The sequence below is a fragment of the Pseudomonas paeninsulae genome (assembly GCF_035621475.1).
Classification (GTDB): domain Bacteria; phylum Pseudomonadota; class Gammaproteobacteria; order Pseudomonadales; family Pseudomonadaceae; genus Aquipseudomonas; species Aquipseudomonas paeninsulae.
This window is the reverse complement of sequence record NZ_CP141799.1, coordinates 3,499,006-3,521,640: the sequence shown is the minus strand read 5'-3', so window position 1 is coordinate 3,521,640 and position 22,635 is coordinate 3,499,006. Positions and strand designations below refer to the sequence as shown.

At 63.3% G+C, this 22,635-nt stretch carries 18 protein-coding genes and 4 tRNA genes; 15 read left to right on the top strand and 7 right to left on the bottom strand.

The annotated features are described in order from the left end of the window. Positions 1-148: 148 nt before the first annotated feature. Positions 149-1,405 (bottom strand): MgtC/SapB family protein, encoded by a 1,257-nt coding sequence (locus VCJ09_RS16190; protein ID WP_324731159.1) that lies wholly within the window; start codon positions 1,403-1,405, stop codon positions 149-151. Positions 1,406-1,586: 181 nt separating this feature from the next. After that, positions 1,587-5,069, bottom strand: coding sequence for a hybrid sensor histidine kinase/response regulator (locus VCJ09_RS16185; protein ID WP_324731158.1), 3,483 nt, complete (start codon positions 5,067-5,069; stop codon positions 1,587-1,589). A 248-nt stretch (positions 5,070-5,317) separates the two neighbouring features. Here VCJ09_RS16185 and VCJ09_RS16180 point away from each other — a divergent pair, with 248 nt between their 5' ends. From VCJ09_RS16180 to VCJ09_RS16160, 5 genes are all read left to right on the top strand, one after another. Then, positions 5,318-5,887 (top strand): GNAT family N-acetyltransferase, encoded by a 570-nt coding sequence (locus tag VCJ09_RS16180; RefSeq protein ID WP_079202619.1) that lies wholly within the window; start codon positions 5,318-5,320, stop codon positions 5,885-5,887. A gap of 3 nt (positions 5,888-5,890) precedes the next feature. Then, positions 5,891-6,730 carry an AraC family transcriptional regulator gene (locus VCJ09_RS16175; protein WP_324731157.1) on the top strand — a complete coding sequence of 280 codons (840 nt, stop codon included), beginning with the start codon at positions 5,891-5,893 and terminating at the stop codon, positions 6,728-6,730. A 250-nt stretch (positions 6,731-6,980) separates the two neighbouring features. Continuing rightward, positions 6,981-7,691, top strand: a complete 711-nt coding sequence (locus VCJ09_RS16170) for an AzlC family ABC transporter permease (protein WP_079202617.1) — start codon at positions 6,981-6,983, stop codon at positions 7,689-7,691. Next, positions 7,691-8,020 carry an AzlD domain-containing protein gene (locus tag VCJ09_RS16165; protein ID WP_079202616.1) on the top strand — a complete coding sequence of 110 codons (330 nt, stop codon included), beginning with the start codon at positions 7,691-7,693 and terminating at the stop codon, positions 8,018-8,020. Before VCJ09_RS16170 ends, VCJ09_RS16165 begins: the two co-directional genes overlap by 1 nt. 230 nt (positions 8,021-8,250) lie before the next feature. Beyond that, on the top strand, positions 8,251-10,128 hold the full coding sequence (locus VCJ09_RS16160; protein WP_324731156.1) for an MFS transporter: 1,878 nt from the start codon (positions 8,251-8,253) through the stop codon (positions 10,126-10,128). Positions 10,129-10,132: 4 nt separating this feature from the next. Here the strand turns inward: VCJ09_RS16160 and VCJ09_RS16155 are convergent, their stop codons facing one another. Next, a complete protein-coding gene (locus tag VCJ09_RS16155; protein ID WP_324734678.1) occupies positions 10,133-11,623 on the bottom strand; it encodes an MDR family MFS transporter in 1,491 nt (496 codons plus the stop codon). 49 nt (positions 11,624-11,672) lie between these two features. Continuing rightward, a complete protein-coding gene (locus VCJ09_RS16150) occupies positions 11,673-12,722 on the bottom strand; it encodes an HlyD family secretion protein (RefSeq protein WP_324731155.1) in 1,050 nt (349 codons plus the stop codon). Positions 12,723-12,843: 121 nt separating this feature from the next. Here VCJ09_RS16150 and VCJ09_RS16145 point away from each other — a divergent pair, with 121 nt between their 5' ends. The 8 genes from VCJ09_RS16145 to VCJ09_RS16110 all read left to right on the top strand — a co-directional run bounded on the left by VCJ09_RS16145 (position 12,844) and on the right by VCJ09_RS16110 (position 17,445). Then, on the top strand, positions 12,844-13,764 hold the full coding sequence (locus VCJ09_RS16145) for a LysR family transcriptional regulator (protein ID WP_324731154.1): 921 nt from the start codon (positions 12,844-12,846) through the stop codon (positions 13,762-13,764). A 32-nt stretch (positions 13,765-13,796) separates the two neighbouring features. Further along, positions 13,797-15,278 carry a glutamate--tRNA ligase gene (gltX, locus tag VCJ09_RS16140; RefSeq protein WP_324731153.1) on the top strand — a complete coding sequence of 494 codons (1,482 nt, stop codon included), beginning with the start codon at positions 13,797-13,799 and terminating at the stop codon, positions 15,276-15,278. 123 nt (positions 15,279-15,401) lie between these two features. Next, positions 15,402-15,477 (top strand) — tRNA-Ala (locus tag VCJ09_RS16135). A gap of 65 nt (positions 15,478-15,542) precedes the next feature. Further along, positions 15,543-15,618, top strand: a tRNA-Glu gene (locus VCJ09_RS16130). Positions 15,619-15,670: 52 nt separating this feature from the next. Beyond that, positions 15,671-15,746, top strand: a tRNA-Ala gene (locus VCJ09_RS16125). A gap of 62 nt (positions 15,747-15,808) precedes the next feature. Then, positions 15,809-15,884 (top strand) — tRNA-Glu (locus VCJ09_RS16120). A 170-nt stretch (positions 15,885-16,054) separates the two neighbouring features. Next, on the top strand, positions 16,055-16,594 hold the full coding sequence (locus VCJ09_RS16115) for a TetR/AcrR family transcriptional regulator (protein ID WP_324731152.1): 540 nt from the start codon (positions 16,055-16,057) through the stop codon (positions 16,592-16,594). Between the two features lie 11 nt (positions 16,595-16,605). Further along, complete coding sequence (locus VCJ09_RS16110) at positions 16,606-17,445, top strand: alpha/beta fold hydrolase (RefSeq protein ID WP_324731151.1); 840 nt, start codon at positions 16,606-16,608, stop codon at positions 17,443-17,445. On the opposite strand, the gene VCJ09_RS16105 is transcribed toward VCJ09_RS16110, so the two are convergent. Then, positions 17,415-19,331, bottom strand: a complete 1,917-nt coding sequence (locus tag VCJ09_RS16105) for a sensor domain-containing diguanylate cyclase (RefSeq protein WP_324731150.1) — start codon at positions 19,329-19,331, stop codon at positions 17,415-17,417. The two genes, VCJ09_RS16110 and VCJ09_RS16105, sit on opposite strands and share 31 nt — an antisense overlap. A 332-nt stretch (positions 19,332-19,663) precedes the next feature. Here VCJ09_RS16105 and VCJ09_RS16100 point away from each other — a divergent pair, with 332 nt between their 5' ends. Beyond that, positions 19,664-20,113 carry an acyl-CoA thioesterase gene (locus tag VCJ09_RS16100; RefSeq protein ID WP_324731149.1) on the top strand — a complete coding sequence of 150 codons (450 nt, stop codon included), beginning with the start codon at positions 19,664-19,666 and terminating at the stop codon, positions 20,111-20,113. A 9-nt stretch (positions 20,114-20,122) separates the two neighbouring features. On the opposite strand, the gene VCJ09_RS16095 is transcribed toward VCJ09_RS16100, so the two are convergent. Then, the gene (locus VCJ09_RS16095) at positions 20,123-20,512 is read right to left on the bottom strand and encodes a hypothetical protein (RefSeq protein WP_324731148.1); all 390 of its coding nucleotides are present in this window, start codon (positions 20,510-20,512) and stop codon (positions 20,123-20,125) included. A 150-nt stretch (positions 20,513-20,662) separates the two neighbouring features. Between VCJ09_RS16095 and VCJ09_RS16090 the strand changes: the two genes are divergently transcribed. Further along, a complete protein-coding gene (locus VCJ09_RS16090) occupies positions 20,663-21,652 on the top strand; it encodes a tRNA dihydrouridine synthase (RefSeq protein WP_324731147.1) in 990 nt (329 codons plus the stop codon). A 177-nt stretch (positions 21,653-21,829) separates the two neighbouring features. Here VCJ09_RS16090 and VCJ09_RS16085 read toward each other — a convergent pair whose 3' ends face one another. Next, positions 21,830-22,576 carry an SDR family oxidoreductase gene (locus VCJ09_RS16085; protein ID WP_324731146.1) on the bottom strand — a complete coding sequence of 249 codons (747 nt, stop codon included), beginning with the start codon at positions 22,574-22,576 and terminating at the stop codon, positions 21,830-21,832. Between the last annotated feature and the right edge of the window lie 59 nt (positions 22,577-22,635).

Here is a 22,635-nt window from a genome sequence, read left to right as displayed (position 1 = left end):
GCTTTGTGTGTATTTAATTTTTATATATAAAACAATGAGTTATATTTTTTTGATGAGAGCGGCCCATGGCCGCGAAGATTGTTGCCGTACCACGGGTCGTCGGCATGCGACTAGGCGTTCCCACTGTGCCTACGGAACCCGGTCGCTCTCAAACCAGCAGCAACACCGTCGCACCCGTCAGCAGGCCAGCGGCCATTACCGGCAGGGTCCGCAGGGCCAGCTGACGGCCGCCGATCAGGGCGATCAGCAAGCCCTTGATCAGGCTGTTACTCAGGACCGCGAGGAAGATGCCGTGCACCGCGACCTGCGGAGCCAGCTCGGCTTTGGCGCTGCGTGCCAGGGTCAGGGTGATGGGGTCCACGTCGGCCAGTCCGGAGAACAGCGCCACCAGGTACACGCCAGCATCGCCAAGCCAGCGCCGTGCGCCTTCCGCGAGAAACAGGATCAGCACCAGCAGCGCGGCGAATCGCAGCGCCGAGCCCAGCTCGAAGGGGTTCTTCAGGGCTGGTTCGGCGTTTTCCTCCGACAGGCTGCCGGCCAGGCGAAAATAGACCAGCGCGCCCCCGGCATAGACCAGGGCCGCCACGCCCAATGGCCAGAGCAGGCGCGGCAGCAATTGGGCATTGATCAGGCCGACTTCCAGCAGCACGCGAGGAAACATCAGGGCCGAGGTCGCCAGCAGGCCGCAGGCCAGCATGGCGTGCAGGCCGCGCTGCTGGTTCAGGCGGGCGAGGGTGACGGTCATCGCGGTGGAGGAGACGATGCCGCCCAGCAGCGCGGTGATCAGCAGGCCATGGCGGGTGCCGACCAGGCGGATTGCCACATAGGCGGCAAAGCCGAGACCGGCAATCAACACCACCATCCACCAGGTGACATAGGGGTTGAACGCCTGCCAGGGGCCGTAGCCCTGGTTGGGCAGGGCTGGCAGCAGCACTAGGGAAATGAACAGCAGTTTCAGCACGGCCGACAGTTCCGCCTCGTTGAGTTGGCGTAGGGCGCCGTGCAGGGTGCGTTTGAGGCTCAGTAGCAGTGCCACCGCCACGGCACCGGCAGCGGCCAGCGGAGGATGTCCGGCGACTGCCAGGCTGCCGAGGATGAAGGTGATCAGCATTGCGACTTCGCTGGTCAGGCCCTTGTCGCCGCTTTGCAGCAGGTCGCCGAAGTACGAGGCGAGTACCAGCGCGGCGAAACCGATGAAGACGACCGCCCAGGCGACCACGCCGAAGCGCTCGCCGAGCAGCATGGCGAAACCACCGAGCAAGCCGGTCAAGGCAAACGTGCGGATACCGGCAGCCAGGCGACCGTCCTCGCTGTTGCGCTCCTGCCAGCCGCGTTCGGCGCCGATCAGCAGGCCAGCCGCCAGCGCGCTGGCGAAATTCACTAGGGTGTCGAGCGCCTCGGGCATGCTGCGTCCTTGATCGGGGCTTGGTGGTGGCAGTCTAGCTGTACGCCACCGCCTGATATTGCTGCAGGTCAGTGGATGAGTGTCGCGGCCACTGGCAATCGCGGCTGAAGCCGCCCCCGCGTGGAAAACGCGTTGCATCTTGTGGGAGGGGCTTCAGCCGCGAGCGGTTCCCGCGGCCAGCCTAGCGCAACGTCAGGTGGCGGCTGAGCAGGGCGCGCAAGGCTGCGGGCTTGACCGGCTTGGCCAGGTAATCGAGGCCGGCGGCGTGGACTTCGGCGATCACTTCGGGGCGGCCGTCGGCGCTGATCACCACGCCGGGCACCGGCTCGCCTAAGCGGGTGCGCAGCCAGGCCATCAACTCGGTGCCGGTTTCGCCTTCGTCGAGGTGGTAGTCGACCAGGGCCAGGTGCGGGCGGACGTCCTCGCTGAGCAGGTGTTCGCATTCCAGGCGGTTGCGCGCGGTCCATACCTGGCAGCCCCAGCGTGACAGCAGGCTGTGCATGCCGGTGAGGATGCTGTCCTCGTTGTCGATGCACAGCACCTGGCTGCCGGTCAGCAGCTGGCCATTGAGTTCGGCGTTGGCCGGCTTGGGTTTGGCCAGCGGGGTGCGGGCCAGCGGCACGGTGACGCTGAAGACGCTGCCCTTGCCCGGCCAGGACCGCACCTCCAGCCTGTGCTCGAGCACCCGACACAGGCCGTCGGCAATTGCCAGGCCGAGGCCGAGGCCTTTTTCGGCGCGGGTCTGGTGGCTGTCCAGACGCTTGAATTCCTCGAAGATCACCTTGCGCTTGTCTTCCGGGATCCCCGGGCCGCGGTCCCAGACTTCCAGGCGCAGTTGCCCGCCTGAGCGGCGCACGCCCAGCAACACGCGGCCCTTGGCGTAGCGGAAGGCGTTGGTGAGAAAGTTCTGCAGCACCCGGCGCAGCAGTTTGCTGTCGCTGTCCACGCGCAGGCGGCTGCCGCGCAGGCGGAAGTCGACGCCGCATTCGGCGGCCAGTACCTTGAACTCGGCGCCCAGGGTATCGAACAGGGTATTGAGAACGAAGGCGTTGCGGTCCGGGGTGATGCGGCCATTCTCCAGACGCGAGATGTCCAACAGGTCGCTGATCAGGTCTTCCGCCGAACGCAGCGAGCTGTCCAGGTGGCGCACCAGTTCCTTGGCCTCGTGCGGCAGCGCTTCCTCCTGGTGGGAGAGCGCCGCGGAGAACAGTCGCGCGGCGTTCAGCGGCTGCATCAGGTCGTGGCTGACGGCAGCGAGGAAGCGGGTTTTCGACTGGTTGGCCGCCTCGGCCACGCTCTTGGCCTCGGTCAGCGCCTGATTCAGTTGTGACAGTTCATGGGTGCGTGCGGCAACCCGCTGTTCCAGGCCTTCGTTGGCGTCCTTGAGCGCCCGCTCGGCCTCGCGGAATTCGGTGATGTCGGTGAAGCTCATGACGAAGCCGCCGCCGGGCATCGGATTGCCGATCAGTTCGATCGCCCGGCCGTTGGGGAAGGTGCGCTCGTAACTGTGCGCGGTGCCCTGGCGCATCCAGTGCAGGCGCCTGGCAACGCTCTCTTCGATATCGATGTCACCTGCGCCGAGCAGACCGCGTTGGGCGTTGAAGCGGATTAGCTCGGCAATCGGCCGGCCGACGTAGACTTGGCCGTCCGGGTAGTCGAACAGCTCGACATACCGATGGTTCCAGGCCACCAGACGCAACGATTGATCGACCACGCTGATGCCCTGGGTGATGTTCTCGATCGCCCCTTGCAGCAGGGCGCGGTTGAACTGCAGCACCTCGCTGGCTTCGTCGACGATGCGCGCCACATCCTCGACCTGCATCTCGCGTCCTTCGATGGCCGCCTTGACCACCGCCCGGGTCGAGGAGGCGCCGAGCACGCCGGCGAGCAGGCGTTCGGTGTGGGCGATCCACTCGCTGTTGGCCGGCAGGTTGGGGTTGAAGCTCTGACCCTGGCGGTGGGCACAGCGGATAAAACTCTGTTGTGCGCGCTCCGCGCCGACGAAGCGGCTGGCAAGGATCAGCAAGTCGTTGACCTGGACCGCCAGCAGGCTGCGGTTGCTCGGTTTGACACCGAAGTCGTGACCGATGAAACGGCCGGCTTGCCAGTGTTCGGAAACCCGCGTGCGGGAGAAGTAGGACACCCAGACGAACAGCAGGAAGTTACCGGCCAGCGACAGCACCACGCCGCGGGTCAGGGGGTCGACCGCGAAGCCGATCGGCGCGTAGAGCAGTGCTTGCAGGCCGGGCAGGCTGTCCAGCGACCAGCCGGCGCTGCGCGCCACCAGCGGCATGATCAGGGTGTAGAACCAGATCAGCGCGCCGAGGGCCATCCCGGCAAATACGCCGCGGCGGTTGGCCTGCTTCCATACCAGGGCGCCGAACATCGCCGGTGCCAACTGGCTGATGGCGGCGAACGAAATTTGGCCAATGGTCGCCAGGCTGGCGTTGGAGCCGAGCAGGCGGTAGCAGACATAGGCCAGCAGCAGGATCAGCACGATGCTCACCCGGCGTGCCGTGAGCATCCAGTGGCGGAAGGCCTCGAACGGCCGCTCGGTGTTCTGCCGATGCAACAGCCAGGGCAGCAGCATGTCGTTGGAAATCATGGTCGACAGCGCCACCGAGGCGACGATGACCATGCCGGTGGCGGCCGAGGCGCCGCCAATGAAGGCCAGCACGGCCAGGATCGGGTGCGCCTGGGCCAGCGGCAGGCTGATAACGAAGGAGTCTGGCGTCACGCCGGCCGGCAGCAGCATCTGCCCGGCCAGGGCAATAGGTACGACGAACAGCGCGGCCAGCACCAGGTAGGCGGGGAACACCCAGCGGGCCAGGCGCAGGTCCTTGGGCTCGATGTTTTCCACCACGGTGACGTGGAACTGTCGCGGCAGGCAGATGATGGCGATCATCGACATGCCGGTCAGCGTCATCATCGCCGGCCAGTTCACCGCCTCGGCCCAGAATTCGTCGAGTGCGGGGGTGTTGCGGGCCTGCTCGAACAGATCGCCGAAACCGTTATAGAGGCCGTAGGTGACGAACGCGCCGACGGCGAGGAAGGCCAGCAGTTTGACAATCGATTCGAAGGCGATCGCCAGCACCATGCCGCGGTGATGCTCGGTGACGTCCAGATTGCGCGTGCCAAACAGGATGGTGAACAGTGCCAGGACCAGCGATACGATCAGCGCGGTGTCCTGGGCGCGGGTGCCCGTGGAGTCGGCGCCAGCGCCGATCAGCAGGTTGACCCCGAGCACGATGCCCTTGAGTTGCAGGGCGATATAGGGCAGCACGCCCACCAGGCAGATCAGGGCTACGACTATCGCCAGGGCCTGGGATTTACCGTAGCGCGCCGCGATGAAGTCAGCGATGGAGGTGATGTTCTCCTCTTTGCTGATCATCACCATCTTCTGCAGCACCCAGGGGGCGAACAGCATGATGATGATCGGCCCCAGGTAGATCGGCAGGAATGACCAGAGCTGCTCGGCAGCCTGGCCGACCGCGCCGAAGAAGGTCCAGCTGGTGCAGTAGACCGCCAGCGACAGGCTATAGACCCACGCGCGCATGCGCGGCGGCAAGGGCGCGCGGCGCCGGTCGCCATAGAAGGCGATGGCGAAGAGAATGGTCATATAGATCAAGGCGACCGCAGCGATCAGCCCGCTGGACAAAGACATGGGTACTCCGACAGCAAACTATATGGGACTTGCCCGGTCTTAATTCAGGTGCTGACCACAGCCCCTTCGAGACGAGACCATACTTCAAATGAATCCTCAGCAGTGTCGCAGTAAAGTGCCGTGCCGTCAGGCGCGACTAAGGTCGCAGGCCGGGGCGAAAACAACTCGGCTGCTAGCGCTTGGTAATTGTGGCCGGGCGTCTGCCCTGTTAGCGTGGCGCGCTTGCGTCTAGTCGGAGGAGGGACCCCATGTTCAAGCCGCAATTGATTACCCTGCAGCGCGGCGCGCTGCGTATCGAACCGATGCTCGATGCCGATATTCCGGCGCTGGTCGCCCTGGCCGAAGCCAATCGCCAGGAGCTGATCCACATGAGCGGCGCCCAGCGCCTGGATTGGTACCGCCAGGGCCTGCTCGATCAGCGTGAGGGCAAGGCGCTGCCGTTTGTCATTCGCCTCGGCGAGCAACTGGTGGGCACCACCCGTTTCGGCGACTTCATGCCGGCGCTGCCCGCCGCCGAGATCGGCTGGACCTGGCTCGATCACAGCCAGCACGGCACCGGCCTGAACGTCATGGTCAAGTACCTGATGCTGCGCCACGCCTTCGAGAACTGGCGCATGGTGCGCGTGCAGTTGAAAACCGCCGCCAGCAACCTGCGTGCGCAGCGCGCGATCGAAAAGCTCGGTGCCCAGCGCGAGGGCGTGCTGCGCAATCATCGCCGGCTGGCCGACGGGCGGCTGGATGACAGCGTGCTGTACAGCATCACCGATCAGCAGTGGCCGGCGCTCAAGCAACAGCTGGAGGCGCGTTTCAGCGGCTGATCTATGCCATCGACTGAGGTTGAGCGCACCCGCTTCTGGACGTCGCCCGAGCTGCGCGGGGTCGAGCTGCTGCATGCCCACTACATCGAACAACGCTTTAACCCGCATGTGCATGAGGGTTTCGTGTTCACGGTGATCGAGCACGGCGCGCAATCTTTCCGGCATCGTGGCGGCGACCACCTGGCGCCGGTCGGCAGCATGGTGCTGATCAATCCGGATGAACTGCACACCGGCTCCAAGGCCCATGAGCAGGGTTGGCGCTACCGCGGTTTCTACCCGGATAACCGCCAGATCGTCGGGGTGATGAGCGAACTGGGACTGGATGCGGGTGGCCTACCGTCGTTTGCCGACAGCGTATTGCACGACCCGCAGTTGCACCGCATGTTCGCTGAGTTGCATCGGTTGCTGGACAGCCGAGCCAGTGCCTTGCAGCAGCAGACCGCCTGGCGCGAGGCGATTCTGGCGTTGTTCCAGCGCCATGCGCGGATTCCGGCTGGCCGCGCGCCAGGGCACGAGCCGCGGGCCGTGGCGCGGGCCAAGGAATTACTGAGCAGCCAGCTCGCCGAGCCGCCGTCGCTGGAAGCGCTGTCCCAGGCGGTCAACCTGTCACCCTTCCATTTCGCCCGGGTGTTCCGCCGCGCCACCGGCCTGCCGCCCCACGCCTGGTTGATGCAGCGCCGGCTGGAGCAGGCGCGCGCTTTGCTGAAAAACGGCTGTGCGCCGCTGAGCGTGGCCATGCAACTGGGCTTCGCCGATCAAAGCCACCTGAGTCGGCAGTTCAAGCAGACCTATGGCGTCGGGCCGGGCGCATACCGCAAAGCCTGTAGCGGGTGGCCTGGGTAGGGTGCCGTGCGCATCAGTGGCGCCGGTCACTGATGCCAACCCTCGGCCAGTGTGGGAGCGGTCTCGGCCGCAAACTGCAGCGTCCGCAATACCGCCTGGTTGGTTCGCGGCTAAAGCCCCTCCCACAGAAGTGCAGCACCGCGCAGGGAAGGGCTTCTGCGACATTGCCTGTCCCTCACGAGCCACTGCGCAAGATCGTTCAAGACCGTCCTCGAACCGCGCTGTAACCTGCGCAGTCCAAGGAGGCTCCATGTCCCGTCAACACGAATTCGCCCAGGGCGCCCGCGACATGCTGCCGATGCTGCTCGGCGCCGTGCCCTTCGGCATCATCTTCGGCAGCCTGGCCGGGGCCGCCGGCCTGAGCCCATGGCAGACGCTGGGCATGTCGTTGCTGGTGTTCGCCGGTTCGGCGCAGTTCATCGCCATCAGTTTGCTGGGCGCCGGTACCGGCCTTGCCGTGTTGCTGCTCACCACCCTGGTGGTCAACCTGCGCCACGCCCTGTACAGCGCCAGCCTGCAACCCTACGTCCGCCATCTGCCCAAGCGTTGGCGCATGCCGCTGGCCTTCTGGCTGACCGACGAGGCCTACGCGGTGGTGCTGCAGCGCTACACCGCTGCGGATAGCTCGGCGCACAAGCACTGGTACTTTCTCGGCGCGGCGCTGGCCATGTACCTGAACTGGCAACTGTGCACCCTGATCGGCGTGCTGTTCGGCCAGCGCGTGCCGAATCTCGCCGCCTGGGGCTTGGACTTCGCCATGCTGGCGACCTTTATCGGCATCGTCGTACCGATGTTGCGCAATCGGCCGCAGGTCGCGGCGGCGCTGGTGGCCGGTGCGGTGGCGCTGGCTTGTCATGCCTGGCCGTACAAGCTCGGCTTGCTGGCTGCCGCGTTCAGCGGGATTGTCGTGGGCGTACTGCTGGAGCGGTGCAATGAACGGGTCGAAGAGGAGCTGGCCTGATGGATAACTGGTGGTTAATTCTCGGCATGTTGGCGATCACCTTTTCGATCCGCTACAGCCTGTTCGCCTTTCCCGATTTGCGCTTCCCGCCGTTGGTTCGCCAGGGCCTGCACTTTGTGCCGACCGCGGTGCTGACCGCCATCGTGCTGCCGGGCATGTTGCTGCCGGATGGCCAGCACTGGGCGCTGCGCCTGGACAATGCCTACCTGTGGGCGGGGCTGGCGACTATCGCCATCGCCGCCATCACCCGGCATTTATTGGCGACCATCGGCGGCGGTCTGTTGGTGTTCTTCCTGTTGCGCTGGGCCATGGGCCAGTTGCCGCTCTAAGCGCTTGTGAAACAACGCCCGCTGCGGCGTTGCGCTGCGCACGCCTGGAGGTAGCGCCGCGACGGTGCACGATATGTTCACCACCGCTGCGGCGGTTTTGCCGAACGCCTGGCAAAAATCGTCGATCGTTGTGGCTTTGCTGCGGCCTGTTGCAGTCCAATGCTGGACGGGCGCCGAGGCGCCCGCGGATTTCCCGGCCCTGCACGGCCCTAATGCCAGGTACATGGACGATGACCCAACACTCGCAATTCCGCCTGCTCGGTACCAGGCGCTTCCTGCCGTTTTTCCTCACCCAGTTGCTCGGCGCCTTCAACGACAACATCTTCAAACAGTCGCTGATCCTCGCCATCCTCTACAAGCTCAGCTCCAGTGCGGACAGCGGTCTGCTGGTCAATCTCTGCGCGCTGCTGTTCATCCTGCCGTTCTTCCTGTTTTCCGCGCTCGGCGGGCAGTTCGGCGAGAAGTTCGCCAAGGACAGCCTGATCCGGGCGATCAAGTTTGCCGAGATCCTGATCATGCTGGCCGGCGCCGCTGGGGTGCTGCTGGGCAACCTGCCGCTGATGCTCGCCGTGCTGTTCTGCATGGGCACCCAGTCGGCGCTGTTCGGTCCGGTGAAGTATTCGATCCTGCCGCAGCACCTGCGCGAAGAGGAACTGGTCGGTGGCAACGCCCTGGTCGAGATGGGCACCTTCCTGGCCATTCTCGCCGGCACCATCGGCGCCGGCATCATGATGGCCAGCAGCGGCTATGCCAGCCTGGTCGCCGGCACAGTGGTGACGGTGGCGGTGCTCGGCTATCTGGCCAGTCGTGGCATTCCCCGCGCCCATGCGGCGCTGCCGGAGCTGATGCTGGACTGGAACATCTTCCGCCAATCCTGGCGCATCATGCGCCTGGGCCTGGCCGAACAACGTCCTTCGGTCTCGCGCTCGTTGGTGGGCAGCTCCTGGTTCTGGTTTCTCGGGGCGGTCTACCTGACCCAGATCCCGGCGTATGCCAAGCAGTGGTTGTACGGCGACGAGAGTGTGGTGACCTTGATTCTCACCGTGTTCTCGCTGGGCATCGCGCTAGGGTCGATGCTGTGCGAGCGGATGAGTGGGCATAAGGTGGAGATCGGCCTGGTGCCGTTCGGCTCGATCGGCCTGACCCTGTTCGGCGTGCTGCTTTGGTGGCACTCGGGTGGCTTCCCGCAGGGCATCCAGGCCCACGACTGGCTGACGGTGCTGGGCTACGGCCAGGCCTGGTGGGTACTGTCCTCGATTCTCGGTATCGGTTTATTCGGCGGTCTCTACATTGTGCCGCTGTATGCGCTGATCCAGTCGCGCACCGCGGAACACGAGCGGGCGCGGGTGATTGCCGCGAACAACATCCTCAACGCGCTGTTCATGGTGGTTTCGGCGATTGTCTCGATCCTGTTTCTCAGCGTCGCCGAGCTGTCGATTCCGCAGTTGTTCCTGGCGATTGCGCTGATGAATGTCGCGGTCAACAGCTACATCTTCAAACTCGTCCCCGAGTTCAGCATGCGCTTCCTGATCTGGCTGCTCGGTCACTCGATGTACCGGGTCGAGCATCAGGGGCTGGACGCGATTCCCGAGGAAGGTCCCGCGGTCCTGGTGTGCAACCACGTGTCTTTCGTCGATGCCCTGCTGGTCGGCGGTGCGGTGCGTCGGCCGGTGCGTTTCGTCATGTATTACAAGATCTACAACCTGCCCGTGCTCAACTTTATCTTCCGCACCGCCGGCACCGTGCCGATTGCCGGGCGCAGTGAGGATCTGCTGATCTACGACGCGGCGTTCAAGAAGATTGCCGAGTACCTGCGTAACGGCGAGTTGGTGTGCATCTTCCCGGAGGGCAAGTTGACCGCTGATGGCCAGATCAACGAGTTCAAGAGCGGTATCGAGCGCATCCTCGGAGAAAACCCGGTGCCGGTGATTCCCATGGCGCTGCAAGGTCTGTGGGGCAGCTTTTTCAGTCGAGATCCGCACAAGCGCTTGTTCAGGCGCCTGTGGTCGCGGATCAAACTGGTGGCGGGCGCACCACTCGGCGCCGAGCAGGCCGATCGGCAGCTGTTGCAGGCACAGGTGGCAGCGTTGCGTGGCGATCTGCGCTGAATAGCTAGTGTGCCGCGCCACCGGTCGTGCCGGCGGGTAAGCGCCTGGTCAGCAGCACGGCGAGCATGCTGATGGCGAGGGCGATACCGATGCAGTGGAAGGCATCGTTGTAGGCCATGATCGCCGCCTGCTGATGGGTGATCTCGCTGAGCTTGGCCAAGGCCGCCTGCTCGCTGCCGAGTTTCTCGCTCAGGAGCGCCAGACGTTCGGCGACCTGCGGGTTGCTCGGCACCAGGGCCTCGCGCAGGTAGTCGAAATAGACCTTGGCACGGCTGTCGAGCAAGGTCGCGAGCAGGGCGATGCCGATGGCGCCGCCGAGGTTGCGCAGGATGTTGAACAGGCTCGAGGCCGAGCCGGCATCTTGCGGCAGCACGTAGGCGGTGGCGATCAGCGAGATGGTCACCATCACCAGCGGCTGGCCGAGGGCGCGGATGATCTGGATATGATTGAACTGCTCCCCGGCGAAGTCCGGGTTGAGTACCCCGGAGGCGAAGCTGGCGGCGCCGAACAGGGCGAAACCCAGGGCGCAGAGCAGCTTCGGCGAGACCACTTTCATCAGCAGTGGCACCAGGGGAATCAGGAATAGCTGCGGAATGCCCATCCACATGATCACCTCGCCGATCTGCAGGGCGTTGTAGCCCTGGATCTGCGCCAGATACAACGGCAGCACATAGATAGAGCCGTACAGGCCCATACCCAGGCCGACGCTGGAAATGCCCGCCAGGCCGAAGTTGCGCTCGCGCAGCACGCCGAGGTTGATCAACGGGTTGGGCCGTGACACTTGCAGGATGATGAACAGCACCAGGCTGATCGCCGCGATGCTGCCGAGCCCGGCGATCAGGTTGGACTCCAGCCAATCCTTGCGATGGCCTTCCTCAAGAAACACCTGCAGGCAACCCAGGCCCAGGCCGAGGGTGAGAATGCCGGCATAGTCGCTGGTTTTCAGCAGCTCCCAGTGCGGCGCTTTTTTTTCCAGACCGTAGAGCAGCCCGGCAATCATCAACAGGCCGGGCACCACGTTGATATAGAAGATGTATTTCCAGCCGAAGTTTTCCGTTAGCCAGCCGCCCAGGGTCGGTCCGATGGATGGAGCGAAGGTCGCTGTCAGGGCGAACAGTGCCATGCCTTTGGCGCGATGGTGTTCGGGCAGTTTGATCAGGATCAGGGTGAACGCCAGGGGGATCAGTGCGCCGCCGGTAAAACCCTGCAGGGCGCGGAACACGATCATGCTCTCCAGGCTCCAGGCCATCGAGCAGAGCAGTGAGGCGGCCAGGAATCCCGTAGACACCCACACCGCCAGGCGTCGCGCGGAGAGGAGCTGGACCAGCCAGGCCGTCATCGGAATCATGATGATTTCGGCAACCAGGTAGGAGGTGGAGATCCACGAGCCTTCCTCCAGGGTGGCCGACAACGCACCCTGGATATCCTTGAGTGAGGAGTTGGTGATCTGGATGTCCAGCACCGCCATGAAGGCGCCGAGCAGGGCGCTCATCACCGCGATCCAGTCGCGCCGGCTGGGTTCGCCAGTCGGGCGAATCAGCGCATCAGCCGCCATGCTGTTGATCGGTCTGGATGTCGACCTTGACCTCTACCGACATGCCGGGACGAATCAGGCCCTGGAGCGGGTTGTCCACGGCGAAGGTCAGTTTGATCGGGAAGCGTTGCACCACCTTGGTGAAGTTGCCGGTGGCGTTATCCGGTGGCAGCAGGCTGAACTGTGCGCCAGAGGCGGCGAACAGGCTGTCGACCCGGGCCTCGATGGGGGTGTCGGGGAAACTGTCGAAAGTCAGTTCGGCGCTTTGTCCGGGTCGCATACGCCCGATCTGGGTCTCCTTGAAGTTGGCTTGAACCCAGATGTCCTGATCCGGTACCAGCGACAGCAGATAGGCCCCGGCTTGCACGTATTGACCGTTGCGTGCGGCGCGCTGGCCGATAAAACCGCTGATGGGTGCGAGGACCTCGGTACGCGAGAGGTTCAGCTGTGCTTGGGCCAGGTCGGCGCGGGCGCTGGCGATCTGCGCGTCAAGACGTTTGATCTCGGCTTGCAGGCTGTTGACCTGCTGGCGCTCGGCTTGTAGATCCGCCTGGGCCTTGCTCACCTGTGAACGCGCGATGCGGCTATCGGCCGCCAGGGTGGTCACCCGTTCCTCGGAGACATAGCCGGGTTTGCGCAGGGTTTGCGCGCGTGACAAATCGATTTGGGTACGTTCCAGGATGGCTTCGCTGGCCGTTACGCCAGCCTGGCTGGCGGCAATCAGACTGGCCTGCTGGCTCAGTTTGCTCTGCGCCTGAAGCCGTTCGGCTTGGCGGGTGGTGAGGACGGACTGAGCACGCTGCTGCGCCAGCTCAAAGTCAGCGCTTTCCAGTTTCAGCAACAACTCGCCCTGCTGTACATGCTGGTTATCACCCACCAACACCTTGACGATGCGCGCGCCAAGCTGGCTGGAGACGCGGGTGATTTCACCCTGGACATAGGCGTTGTCGGTGCTTTCGAGATAGCGCCCGACGAGCAGCCAGCGGGCGGAGAAGGCCGCAGTGATGAGGCCGAGTACGACCAGGAAGATAAGTAGGCGACGTTGCAGTTGGGCAGGCATGGCAGGCGCTCGAAGCTCGGGCAAGAGGGTGGTTACAACATGGCATCGGTGAATCTAACAGTGTTTCTTTGGAGTCTGTAAGGCTAAAATTCATAAGCTTTGTTGCTTATGGGGAACAATAATGGGTCTTGATGATGCCCTGATCTTCACTCGTGTAGTCGAGTGCCACAGCTTCACCCATGCCGCTCTGGGGCTGGGCATGCAAAAATCCACGGTCAGTCGACGCATTGCCTTGCTCGAGGAACGCCTCGGCGTACGCCTGCTCAATCGCACCACGCGCAAGCTGCGCCTGACCGAAGTCGGTCAGGCCTATTACGAGCGCTGTCGGCAGATCATGCTCGATTTCGCCGAGGCCGAGCAGGCGGTCATGCAGCTACAGCAGGAGCCATCCGGTTTGCTGCGCATCACTGCGCCGATCGAATTTGGTCAGCTGTTTCTCGGTCGCGTGCTTGGCGATTTTATGCGCCAGTACCCGCTAATCACCGCCGAAGTGGAGCTGACTTCGCGGCATGTCGATCCGGTCGAGGAGGCTGTGGATATCGTCATCCTGGTCGGCCAGCCACAGGACTCCACGCTGATCGCACGCAAGTTGTTCGAGACCAACCGCTCCTTGTGCGCCAGCCCCGACTACCTGGCCCTGCATGGCACCCCACAGACAGTCGCCGAGTTGGCGTCGCATCGGGCGATTCTGTTGCCGCATGACTCGCCGCGTCACTGGCCGCTGCTCGGCGAAACCATCGCGTGCCAGCGGGTCTTGACCTCGAACAACATTACGTTTGCCCGTGAAGCGGCGTTAGCGGGGGCGGGAATTGCCGGCCTGCCGGTCATGATCAGTGAGCGCGCGGTGCAGGAGGGGCGGTTGGTCGAGCTGTTGCCTGAGGCTCGATTGCCGGTTGGCGAGTTGTATGCGGTCTATCCTTCCCGGCGGTTCCAAGCGATGAAGGTGAAAACCTTCCTCGATTTCCTGATGAATAGTCTGCCGTTCCAAGGTGGCCGGCTGCTGGAGCCGGCAGTGCCGGGGCTGTTAATATCGCCGTCTTAATCGGTTTTCGCTTCACTTCTTCGAGACTCGCCATGACCACCGTCCGCACCCGTATTGCGCCATCGCCGACCGGCGATCCGCACGTAGGCACTGCCTATATCGCCTTGTTCAACCTGTGCTTTGCCCGTCAGCACGGTGGTGAATTCATTCTGCGTATCGAGGACACCGACCAGCAGCGCTCGACCCGCGAGTCGGAACAGCAGATCTACGACGCCCTGCGCTGGCTGGGTATCGAATGGAGCGAAGGCCCGGATGTCGGCGGCCCGCACGGCCCGTATCGACAGAGCGAACGCGGGCATATCTATCAGAAGTACAGCGCCGAGTTGGTGGAAAATGGCCACGCCTTCCACTGTTTCTGCAGCGCCGAGCGCCTGGATCAGGTGCGCGCCGAGCAGATGGCAGCCAAGCAGACGCCGCGCTATGACGGCCACTGCATGCATTTGTCAGCGGAGGAGGTGCAGCCGCGCCTGGCAGCCGGCGAGCCTAACGTGGTGCGCATGAAGGTGCCGACCGAAGGCGTTTGCGTGGTGCCGGACATGCTCCGAGGCGAGGTCGAGATTCCCTGGGATCGCATGGACATGCAGGTGCTGATGAAGACCGATGGCCTGCCGACCTACTTCCTAGCCAACGTGGTCGACGATCACCTGATGGGTATCACCCATGTATTGCGCGGTGAAGAGTGGCTGCCGTCGGCTCCCAAGCTGATCCTGCTGTACGAATACTTCGGCTGGGACAAGCCGCAACTGTGCTACATGCCGCTGCTGCGTAACCCGGACAAGAGCAAGCTGTCCAAGCGCAAGAACCCGACCTCGATCACCTTCTACGAACGCATGGGTTTCCTGCCGCAGGCGATGCTCAACTACCTTGGGCGCATGGGCTGGTCGATGCCGGATGAGCGTGAGAAGTTCAGCCTCGACGAGATGATCGAGCATTTCGATATCCAGCGTGTGTCTCTGGGCGGGCCGATCTTCGACCTGGAGAAGCTGTCCTGGCTCAATGGTCAGTGGATGCGTGAACTGAGCGTCGAGGCGTTTGCCGCGGGCGCGCAGCAGTGGGCATTCAACTCGGACTACATGATGCAGATCGCCCCGCACGTGCAGGGGCGGGTCGAGACTTTCAGTCAGATCGCTCCGCTGGCCAGCTTCTTCTTCGCCGGTGGCGTCAACCCCGACGCCAAGCTGTTCGAACACAAGAAGCTGTCGGCGGATCAGGTGCGTCAGGTCATGCAGTTGATCCTGTGGAAGCTGGAGGCGCTGCGTCAGTGGGAAAAGGACAAGATCACCGGTTGCATCCAGGCGGTAGTCGAGCATCTTGAATTGAAGCTGCGCGACGCCATGCCGTTGATGTTCGCTGCGATAACCGGTCAGGCCAGCTCGGTATCGGTACTCGATGCGATGGAAATTATCGGCCCGGACCTCACCCGTTTCCGCCTGCGCCAGGCCATCGAGCTGCTCGGTGGGGTGTCGAAGAAGGAAAATAAGGAGTGGGAAAAGCTGCTGACGTTCATCGGCTGATCGCGATTTTGCTGGTAGATCAGGGTAAGTGGTTGTTCTGTCAGCATAAAGAAAGCAGCTATAGGTAAAAATTTTGTTGACAGTAGGGGGGCGTGCTCTTAACATGCGCCCCGTCCTTGAGATGGGGCTATAGCTCAGCTGGGAGAGCGCTTGCATGGCATGCAAGAGGTCGACGGTTCGATCCCGTCTAGCTCCACCAATCTCAAAGCCGAAAGGCTTGCCACAGTCAGCATTCGTGTTGGCTGAGTTTTGAAGGGTATTTGCGTCCCCTTCGTCTAGTGGCCTAGGACACCGCCCTTTCACGGCGGTAACAGGGGTTCGAGTCCCCTAGGGGACGCCACTATTTAAAAAGCAGCTCCGTTGGGAGTTGTGAGCCGCGAGGCGATAAATCTGGGGGTATAGCTCAGCTGGGAGAGCGCTTGCATGGCATGCAAGAGGTCAACGGTTCGATCCCGTTTATCTCCACCAAATTTAGCAGTCATAACACTGCCACGGGCCAGCGTAAGCTGGCCTTGTTTTTCGAAGGTTTCGTCCCCTTCGTCTAGTGGCCTAGGACACCGCCCTTTCACGGCGGTAACAGGGGTTCGAGTCCCCTAGGGGACGCCATTTTTCCCGCTCTGCGGGACTTTTAAAGGGTCATTCTTTACGGAATGGCCCTTTTGTTTTTTTGCTCCGACTTTCCTTCCAATCAACTACCCCGACCAACGGTAAGGGTTTCTGCTTGCTTAAATTTATTACGAGCATAATATTTCAACCGTAATATTTTGGAGGTGAGTATGAACGACAAGAAAGCCCAAACCCGTGAACGCATTCTTTCTGCAGCCAGTGCCGCGTTGGTGCAGCGCGGCCCCGCCGAGCCGAGTGTCGGCGAGGTGATGGGCGTTGCCGGGCTGACCGTGGGTGGCTTCTATGCGCACTTCGAGAGCAAGGATGCGCTGATGCTGGAGGCGTTCAGGCAGTTGCTCGGCCAGCGCCGCGAGTTGATTAAGCAGATGGACAGCGATCTGCCGGCCGACGAGCGGCGGGCACTGATCGCGGCGTTCTACCTGTCACGCAAGCACCGCGATGCTACCGAACAAGCCTGCCCGCTGCCGAGTTCGCTGGGCGAGCTGACGCGTCTGCCCGAGGGCTTTCGCACGGCCTTGGCCGAGCATCTGGAGTTGATGGTGGCGCAGTTGTCGGCAAGCCCTGAGGACGCTTCCCGTGTGCTTGCCGATATCGCCTTGATGGTTGGGGGGTTGGCGCTGGCGCGGGCGCTGGGTCCCGGCGAGTTGTCTGACCGCGTTCTGCGTGCCGCCAAGTCGGCGATCGTTTGAGGAGAAGGGTAATGAGCAATCTGAATTGGGTTCGTGGGTTCAATGCCACTGTCGGCTGGGTGGCGCCGCAGGTAGTGGCAAGCAAGATGCGTCGCCAGTTCATGACGCCGCGCGAGTTGCCGCCCCGCGATTGGGAGCTGCCGCTACTGACTCAGGCCGAGCGCATCACCCTGCGTTTCGGGCTTTCGGCATTGCGCTGGGGCAGTGGGCCGACGGTGTTGCTGATGCACGGTTGGGAAGGCCGGCCGACCCAGTTCGCCGAGCTGATCAAGGCGCTGGTGCAGGCCGGGTATGCCGTGGTCGCCCTGGATGCCCCGGCGCATGGGCGCTCGCCAGGGCGGGAGGCGAATGTGGTGGTGTTCGCCCGCGCCTTACTCGAGGCCGCCAGTGAATTGCCGCCATTGCAAGCAGTGATCGGCCATTCGATGGGGGGCGCCAGCGCCTTGCTGGCAACGCAGATGGGCTTGCGTGCCGAGGCGGTGGTCAGCATCGCGGCGCCGAGCCGAATTCTCTCCATGCTGCGGCTTTTCGCTCGCTATATGGGCTTGCCTGCCCAGGCGCGGGCGCATTTTATCCGTCTGGTCGAGGAAAAGGCTGGGATGCCGGCCGGGCACCTCGATGTGGCGCGCTACCAGCTGGATTTTCCGGGTTTGATCGTGCACGCCGCAGACGACCCGGTTGTGCCGTATAGCGAAGCACAGGCGATCCATGAGGCCTGGTTCGACAGCCGGCTGTTGCGTCTCGAGCAGGGCGGGCATCAGCGGGTCTTGTCTGACCCGCAGCTGGTGCAGGCGGTTATGCAGCTATTGGCTGCGCTGCGTCAGACCTCGTCAAGCAAGCTGGCCTCATAACTTTCTACGCGATTGCGGCCGGCCGCCTTGGCTTGATAGAGAGCCTGGTCGGCGTGCTGCAGTAGCTGTTCGCTGTCCGCACTGTCGGGTAGCCCGGCGCACACGCCGATGCTGATGGTCAGGCCGATGGTCTGGCCTTGATAGGTGCAGGGATGGCGGGCCAGATCCGCGCGCAGTTGTTCCGCCAGGTCATGAGCGCCGGCCTGATCGGTATCGTTCAGTACGACGACGAACTCTTCGCCGCCGAAGCGGGCGAGCAGGTCACCGGCGCGCAAGCGTTGCTGCAGGCGTTGGGCAGCGTGGTGCAGGCAGGCATCGCCGGCCAGATGGCCATAGCGGTCGTTGACCTGCTTGAAGTGGTCAAGGTCCATCATCAGGATGGCCATGGGGCGCTGGCTGCGCACGGCCTGGGCCAGGCTTCGGTGCAATTCGTCGTTAAGGGTCTGGCGGTTGAACAGGCCGGTCAGGCTGTCCCGGCGATTCAGCTCGGACAGTTGCTGGTGGGCGCCGGAAAGCGCCTTCAGGGCCTGTTCCAGTTCCGTTGTGCGTTCCTTGACGCGGATCTCCAAGCCCTCGTTGAGCTGTCGTTGCAGGCACAGGCCCTTGGCCTGTTCCACGCTCAGTTGTTGCTCCTGGGCGAGCAGTTGCGCCTGGGCCAGGCGTTGGGCGCTCTGCGCCTGGCGGATGCGCACTGCCAGGGCGATGGAAAAAACCACCAGCTCGATCAGTCCACCGATCTGTTGCGCGTGCAGGGTCAGCAACGAGTTGGCGATCAAGCCAGTGCCGCTGAGGATGCTGAACAGGCTGGCGCTGATCAGTACGAACCAGCCGATGGCGAAGAGGCGGGCGGGTTTATAGCCTTCTCGCCAGCGCAGCAGGGTGAACAGGCAGGCGAGTGCGGCGCAGACGATGACCAGGGCGAAACCGCCGAGCAGTGCTACTCGATAGGGGGCGAGCAAGGACAAGCCGATGACCAGCCAGGTGAAACCCAGTAGTACGCGCACGACCTGGGTGTAGCGCGGCGATGCATGCCTGAGGTCGAGCACTCCATGGGTGAACAGAATGCCGAACAAGGTAGCTACTGCCGAACTGAGCGGGAAACTCAGCTGGTGCCAGTCAAGCGATTGCGGCCAGAGCCATTGCAGGGCGAAGCCGAGCTGGATGAACTGGTAGCCGCCGAAACTGGCGACGAACAGGCTGTACCAGAGGTAGTCGCGGTCACGGGTGATGACGAAGATCGACAGATTATAGACCAGCATCGCCGCCAGCGCGCCGAAGAACAGCCCTTGCAGGAGCAGCATGCGTTGTTCATGGCGGTCGAAGGTGGCGCTGGTCATCAGGCTGGCGCTGAGGTTGGCCGAGCCTTCGGTCTGCATGCGCAGGATCAGCTCGCGGCTTTCCCCGGCGGCCAGGTGTAGTGGTAGCAGCAGTTGCCGGTGTTCGATCCAGCGCGCCGCGAATGGGCGCTGATCGCCAGAGCTGTAGACCCGCTCGCCATCCAGGCCATAGGCATCCAGATAGTCCAGCAGCGGGTTAGCGATCAGCAGTACCCAGTCCATGTTGCGGGATTCGGGGTTATGCAGTTGCAGGCGTAGCCAGTAGGCGTTACCGCTATAGCCGAAGCTGGCATCGCGGCGGGCAACCGGTTGCCAGGCCGAGTCTGGCAGGCTGCGTACATCATCTATAGTTGCCTGCTTCTGCGGATCATGCCAGACCTGCATGAAAGGCCCCGGCAGCACGACTTGCTCCGTCGTGGTCAGAGACAGCACACCCGCCTGGCTCAGGCTGGGCAGGAGCAACAACAGCAACACGCGTAAGGCTGCAATCACGTGCAAGTTTCTCGGGTAAGTGACGGTCGAAATGAAGCCGCGCAGGTTGATATCCATAAGGCCTGCAGGGCGATAGCCTAGTGGCTTCGGCCGATTAACCAAAATACTTTAGGCATTTAGTGGCTTGCAGCTGCGGATGGGCACAGGCGCGCTGGGGTGAAGCCAGCGTGTAGAGTGGATGGAGTCAGCGCGTATTTAGCGCCTAGAATAGTGCGCTGGCCAACCTGGCAGTCCATCACTTCAAGATTCAGGAGCAAACCCATGAGCCCGACGGTGAAGATCACTCAAGCGCCGATGCGCCTTGTGCCTGCACGCTGCTGGCGGCAGCCTGTAATCAGACTTGCGAGCGCGTTGAGCAACAAGTTGAGCTCCAATCTGGAGCAGCCGCGATGAGTTGGGACCTGGCTAATCCATTTGTGCTCGACATCGGCGTGGTTGCCGACGATATCGACGGCCTCGGGCATGCCAATAATGCGGTCTATGTCAGCTGGCTGGAGCGCTGCGCCTGGCGCCACTCGCAATACCTGGGCCTCGATCTGGCCGAATACCGCCGGCTCGACCGGGCCATGGCGGTGTTGCGCCATGAGATCGACTACCTGGCTAGCGCCTATGAAGACCAGGAGCTGCAGATGGCCACCTGGATTGTCGAATCGGATCAGCGCTTGAAGATGGATCGGCGCTTTCAGCTGGTCCGTCCAGCGGATGGCATCACCCTGTTGCGAGCCAAGACCACGTTCGTCTGTATCGAACTGTCCAGTGGCAAACCCAAGCGCATGCCGGTCGAATTCGTCGAAGGCTACGGCCGCGCTTTGCAGTTGCCCTTTCCGCTGGAGCTTTGACTCGCGCGGTTATTGCAGTTGCGGGGCGAGGAACAATGCATTGTTGTCGAGCATTACCAGGTACTGCTTGGTCTCTCCTGCCTTGAGTAGAACCGACTGGCCGCTGGCCAGGCCAGCTGCATCGCAGTTGTCAGCTGATTTCAGGCGTGCCCTGAGATAGAGCGTGCCGGCCGGCACATCCAGGCTCACCGACTTGCCGGCTGGCAGTTGTGCCACCGGCTTCTGCTCCACGAGTAACTCGACAGCGCAAGTGTTGGGCACCTTGCGGTCGCGGCTGATAACCAGCTGGGCCGTGTCTTCGGGGGCGGGTCGCAGTGCGGGTTCGCCGGTTTGCCGTGACTCTGCTTGGCTCAGACCGAGGCTGAAGTACAGGCTGGCGAGCAGTATAAGGATGCGCATGTTCGTCCTCCGTGGCGTTGTAGTGTCTCGGTAATGGACTCCCTGAAGCCGGCGGCGTTCCATTTCGTTGGTGTACGCCTGCCTTGGCGGGCATTTCATTCAGGGCAATTCGCTGGGTACACTACGCGGCGTTTTTTCGAGATTTTTTCTATGCAGATCGCCCTTGCACCGATGGAAGGATTGGTCGATGAGATCCTCCGCGATGTGCTGACCCGGGTCGGTGGCATCGACTGGTGCGTGACCGAGTTTATCCGCGTCACCGAGCGAGTGCAGCCCGCCTCGACCTATCAGAAGCTGGCGCCGGAACTGTTCAGCGCTGCGCAAACGGCGGCCGGTACGCCATTGCGCGTGCAGTTTCTCGGCTCCGATCCGCAGTGCCTGGCAGATAACGCGGCCTTTGCCTGCGGCCTCGGTGCGCCGGTGATCGACCTCAACTTCGGCTGCCCGGCGAAAACCGTGAACAAGTCCCGTGGCGGCGCGGTGTTATTGAAAGAGCCGGAACTGCTCCATGCCATCGTCCGCGAGGTGCGTCGCACGGTGCCGGCCGGGATACCGGTAACGGCCAAGATGCGCCTGGGTTTCGACCATAAGGACTACGCCCTGGAATGTGCCGAAGCACTGGCCGAAGGCGGGGCGTCGCAGCTGGTGGTGCATGCGCGCACCAAGGTCGAGGGCTACAAGCCGCCGGCCCATTGGGAGTGGGTGGCGCGGGTGCAGGAGGTGGTCAAGGTGCCGGTGTTCGCTAATGGTGAGGTGTGGACGTTGGACGACTGGCGCCGTTGTCGCGAAATCAGCGGCGTCGAGGACATCATGCTTGGCCGCGGCCTGGTGGCGCGGCCGGACCTGGCCCGGCAGATTGCCGCGGCGCGGGCCGGGCAGGCCGTGGTCGAAATGGACTGGGCCGCAATGCAGCCCTTGCTCGCCGATTTCTGGCGGCAGGCGCGGCGCAAGATGTCCCCACGCTATGCCCCGGGACGCTTGAAGCAATGGCTGGCGATGCTCACCCGCAGCTATCCCGAGGCGTTCGCGTTGTTCAATTCGCTGCGCCGGGAGAACGATTGCCAGCGTATCGATGCGTTGCTCGGGATTGATTGTCCCGCTGACCAACCGGCAACAACCGGCTTTTGTCGGGTGGGGTAGCCGCTGAGCCGCTATTCGGTCAGGGCTGCGGTTTGTGCGCGGCATAACCCATCGTTGCGCTGTGCCTGCTGGCGTTCTTCGGCTCGCGCGGCGTCTTTTTCGGGGTTCTTCGGGCGCCGCGCGCTTCCCTGGAGTGAGCCGCGGCTTATCCGACTACGGTAGTGCGCATGGCACTACTCAGCGGCCGCCGCTGACATCCAGCAGGGCGCCGCTGGTGTAGGACGCCTGTTCGCTGGCCAGCCAGAGAATCGCCTGGGCGACTTCCTCGGCCAGACCGCCACGGCCCATGGGTACGCTCTGGCTGACCCGGGCGACCCGTGCCGGTTCGCCGCCGCTGGCGTGGATCTCGGTGTCGATCACCCCTGGGCGCACGGCGTTGACGCGAATACCTTCGGCGGCGACTTCCTTGGCCAGGCCCAGGGTCAGGCTGTCGATGGCGCCTTTGGCGGCGGCATAGTCGATGTATTCGCCGGGCGCGCCGAGGCGGGCTGCCGCCGACGACAGATTGACGATGGCGCCACCGCTGCCGCCATGGCGGGTCGACATGCGTTTCACCGCCTCACGGGCGCAGAGAAAGCTGCCGAATACGTTGACGGCGAAGACCCGCTGCCAGCGGCCGAGGTCCATCTGTTCCAGGCGCATCTGCTGTTCCAGTATGCCGGCGTTGTTGACCAGCACGTCGAGGCGGCCGAAGTGCTGGTCGATGCGGGTGAACAGTCGCAGTACCTGGGCTTCATCGGCTACGTCGGCCTGCACGGCGATGGCCTGTCCGCCGGCCGCGACGATTTGTTCAGCCAGAGCCTCGGCGGCTTGGTTGTGCTGGCGGTAATTGAGGCATAGGGCATAGCCCTGGGCTGCTGCCAGCCTGGCGGTGGCGGCGCCGATGCCGCGGCTGGCGCCGGTGATCAGCATGACTTTACGCATGGGGCGGGTCTCCGGGATGGTCTGGCTGCGGCTGGCTGCGTGGCACGGGTGTTTCGCTG

Excerpts from the sequence above, each read along its gene's own strand:
- VCJ09_RS16175 (WP_324731157.1), top strand. The coding sequence starts at position 5,891 with ATGCCATCGACTGAGGTTGAGCGCACCCGCTTCTGGACGTCGCCCGAG.
- VCJ09_RS16170 (WP_079202617.1), top strand. The coding sequence starts at position 6,981 with ATGTCCCGTCAACACGAATTCGCCCAGGGCGCCCGCGACATGCTGCCG.
- VCJ09_RS16085 (WP_324731146.1), bottom strand. The coding sequence starts at position 22,576 with ATGCGTAAAGTCATGCTGATCACCGGCGCCAGCCGCGGCATCGGCGCC.
- VCJ09_RS16100 (WP_324731149.1), top strand. The coding sequence starts at position 19,664 with ATGAGTTGGGACCTGGCTAATCCATTTGTGCTCGACATCGGCGTGGTT.
- VCJ09_RS16180 (WP_079202619.1), top strand. The coding sequence starts at position 5,318 with ATGTTCAAGCCGCAATTGATTACCCTGCAGCGCGGCGCGCTGCGTATC.
- VCJ09_RS16090 (WP_324731147.1), top strand. The coding sequence starts at position 20,663 with ATGCAGATCGCCCTTGCACCGATGGAAGGATTGGTCGATGAGATCCTC.
- VCJ09_RS16160 (WP_324731156.1), top strand. The coding sequence starts at position 8,251 with ATGACCCAACACTCGCAATTCCGCCTGCTCGGTACCAGGCGCTTCCTG.
- VCJ09_RS16165 (WP_079202616.1), top strand. The coding sequence starts at position 7,691 with ATGGATAACTGGTGGTTAATTCTCGGCATGTTGGCGATCACCTTTTCG.
- VCJ09_RS16145 (WP_324731154.1), top strand. The coding sequence starts at position 12,844 with ATGGGTCTTGATGATGCCCTGATCTTCACTCGTGTAGTCGAGTGCCAC.
- VCJ09_RS16190 (WP_324731159.1), bottom strand. The coding sequence starts at position 1,405 with ATGCCCGAGGCGCTCGACACCCTAGTGAATTTCGCCAGCGCGCTGGCG.
- VCJ09_RS16185 (WP_324731158.1), bottom strand. The coding sequence starts at position 5,069 with ATGTCTTTGTCCAGCGGGCTGATCGCTGCGGTCGCCTTGATCTATATG.
- VCJ09_RS16110 (WP_324731151.1), top strand. The coding sequence starts at position 16,606 with ATGAGCAATCTGAATTGGGTTCGTGGGTTCAATGCCACTGTCGGCTGG.
- VCJ09_RS16150 (WP_324731155.1), bottom strand. The coding sequence starts at position 12,722 with ATGCCTGCCCAACTGCAACGTCGCCTACTTATCTTCCTGGTCGTACTC.
- VCJ09_RS16105 (WP_324731150.1), bottom strand. The coding sequence starts at position 19,331 with ATGGATATCAACCTGCGCGGCTTCATTTCGACCGTCACTTACCCGAGA.
- gltX (WP_324731153.1), top strand. The coding sequence starts at position 13,797 with ATGACCACCGTCCGCACCCGTATTGCGCCATCGCCGACCGGCGATCCG.
- VCJ09_RS16115 (WP_324731152.1), top strand. The coding sequence starts at position 16,055 with ATGAACGACAAGAAAGCCCAAACCCGTGAACGCATTCTTTCTGCAGCC.
- VCJ09_RS16095 (WP_324731148.1), bottom strand. The coding sequence starts at position 20,512 with ATGCGCATCCTTATACTGCTCGCCAGCCTGTACTTCAGCCTCGGTCTG.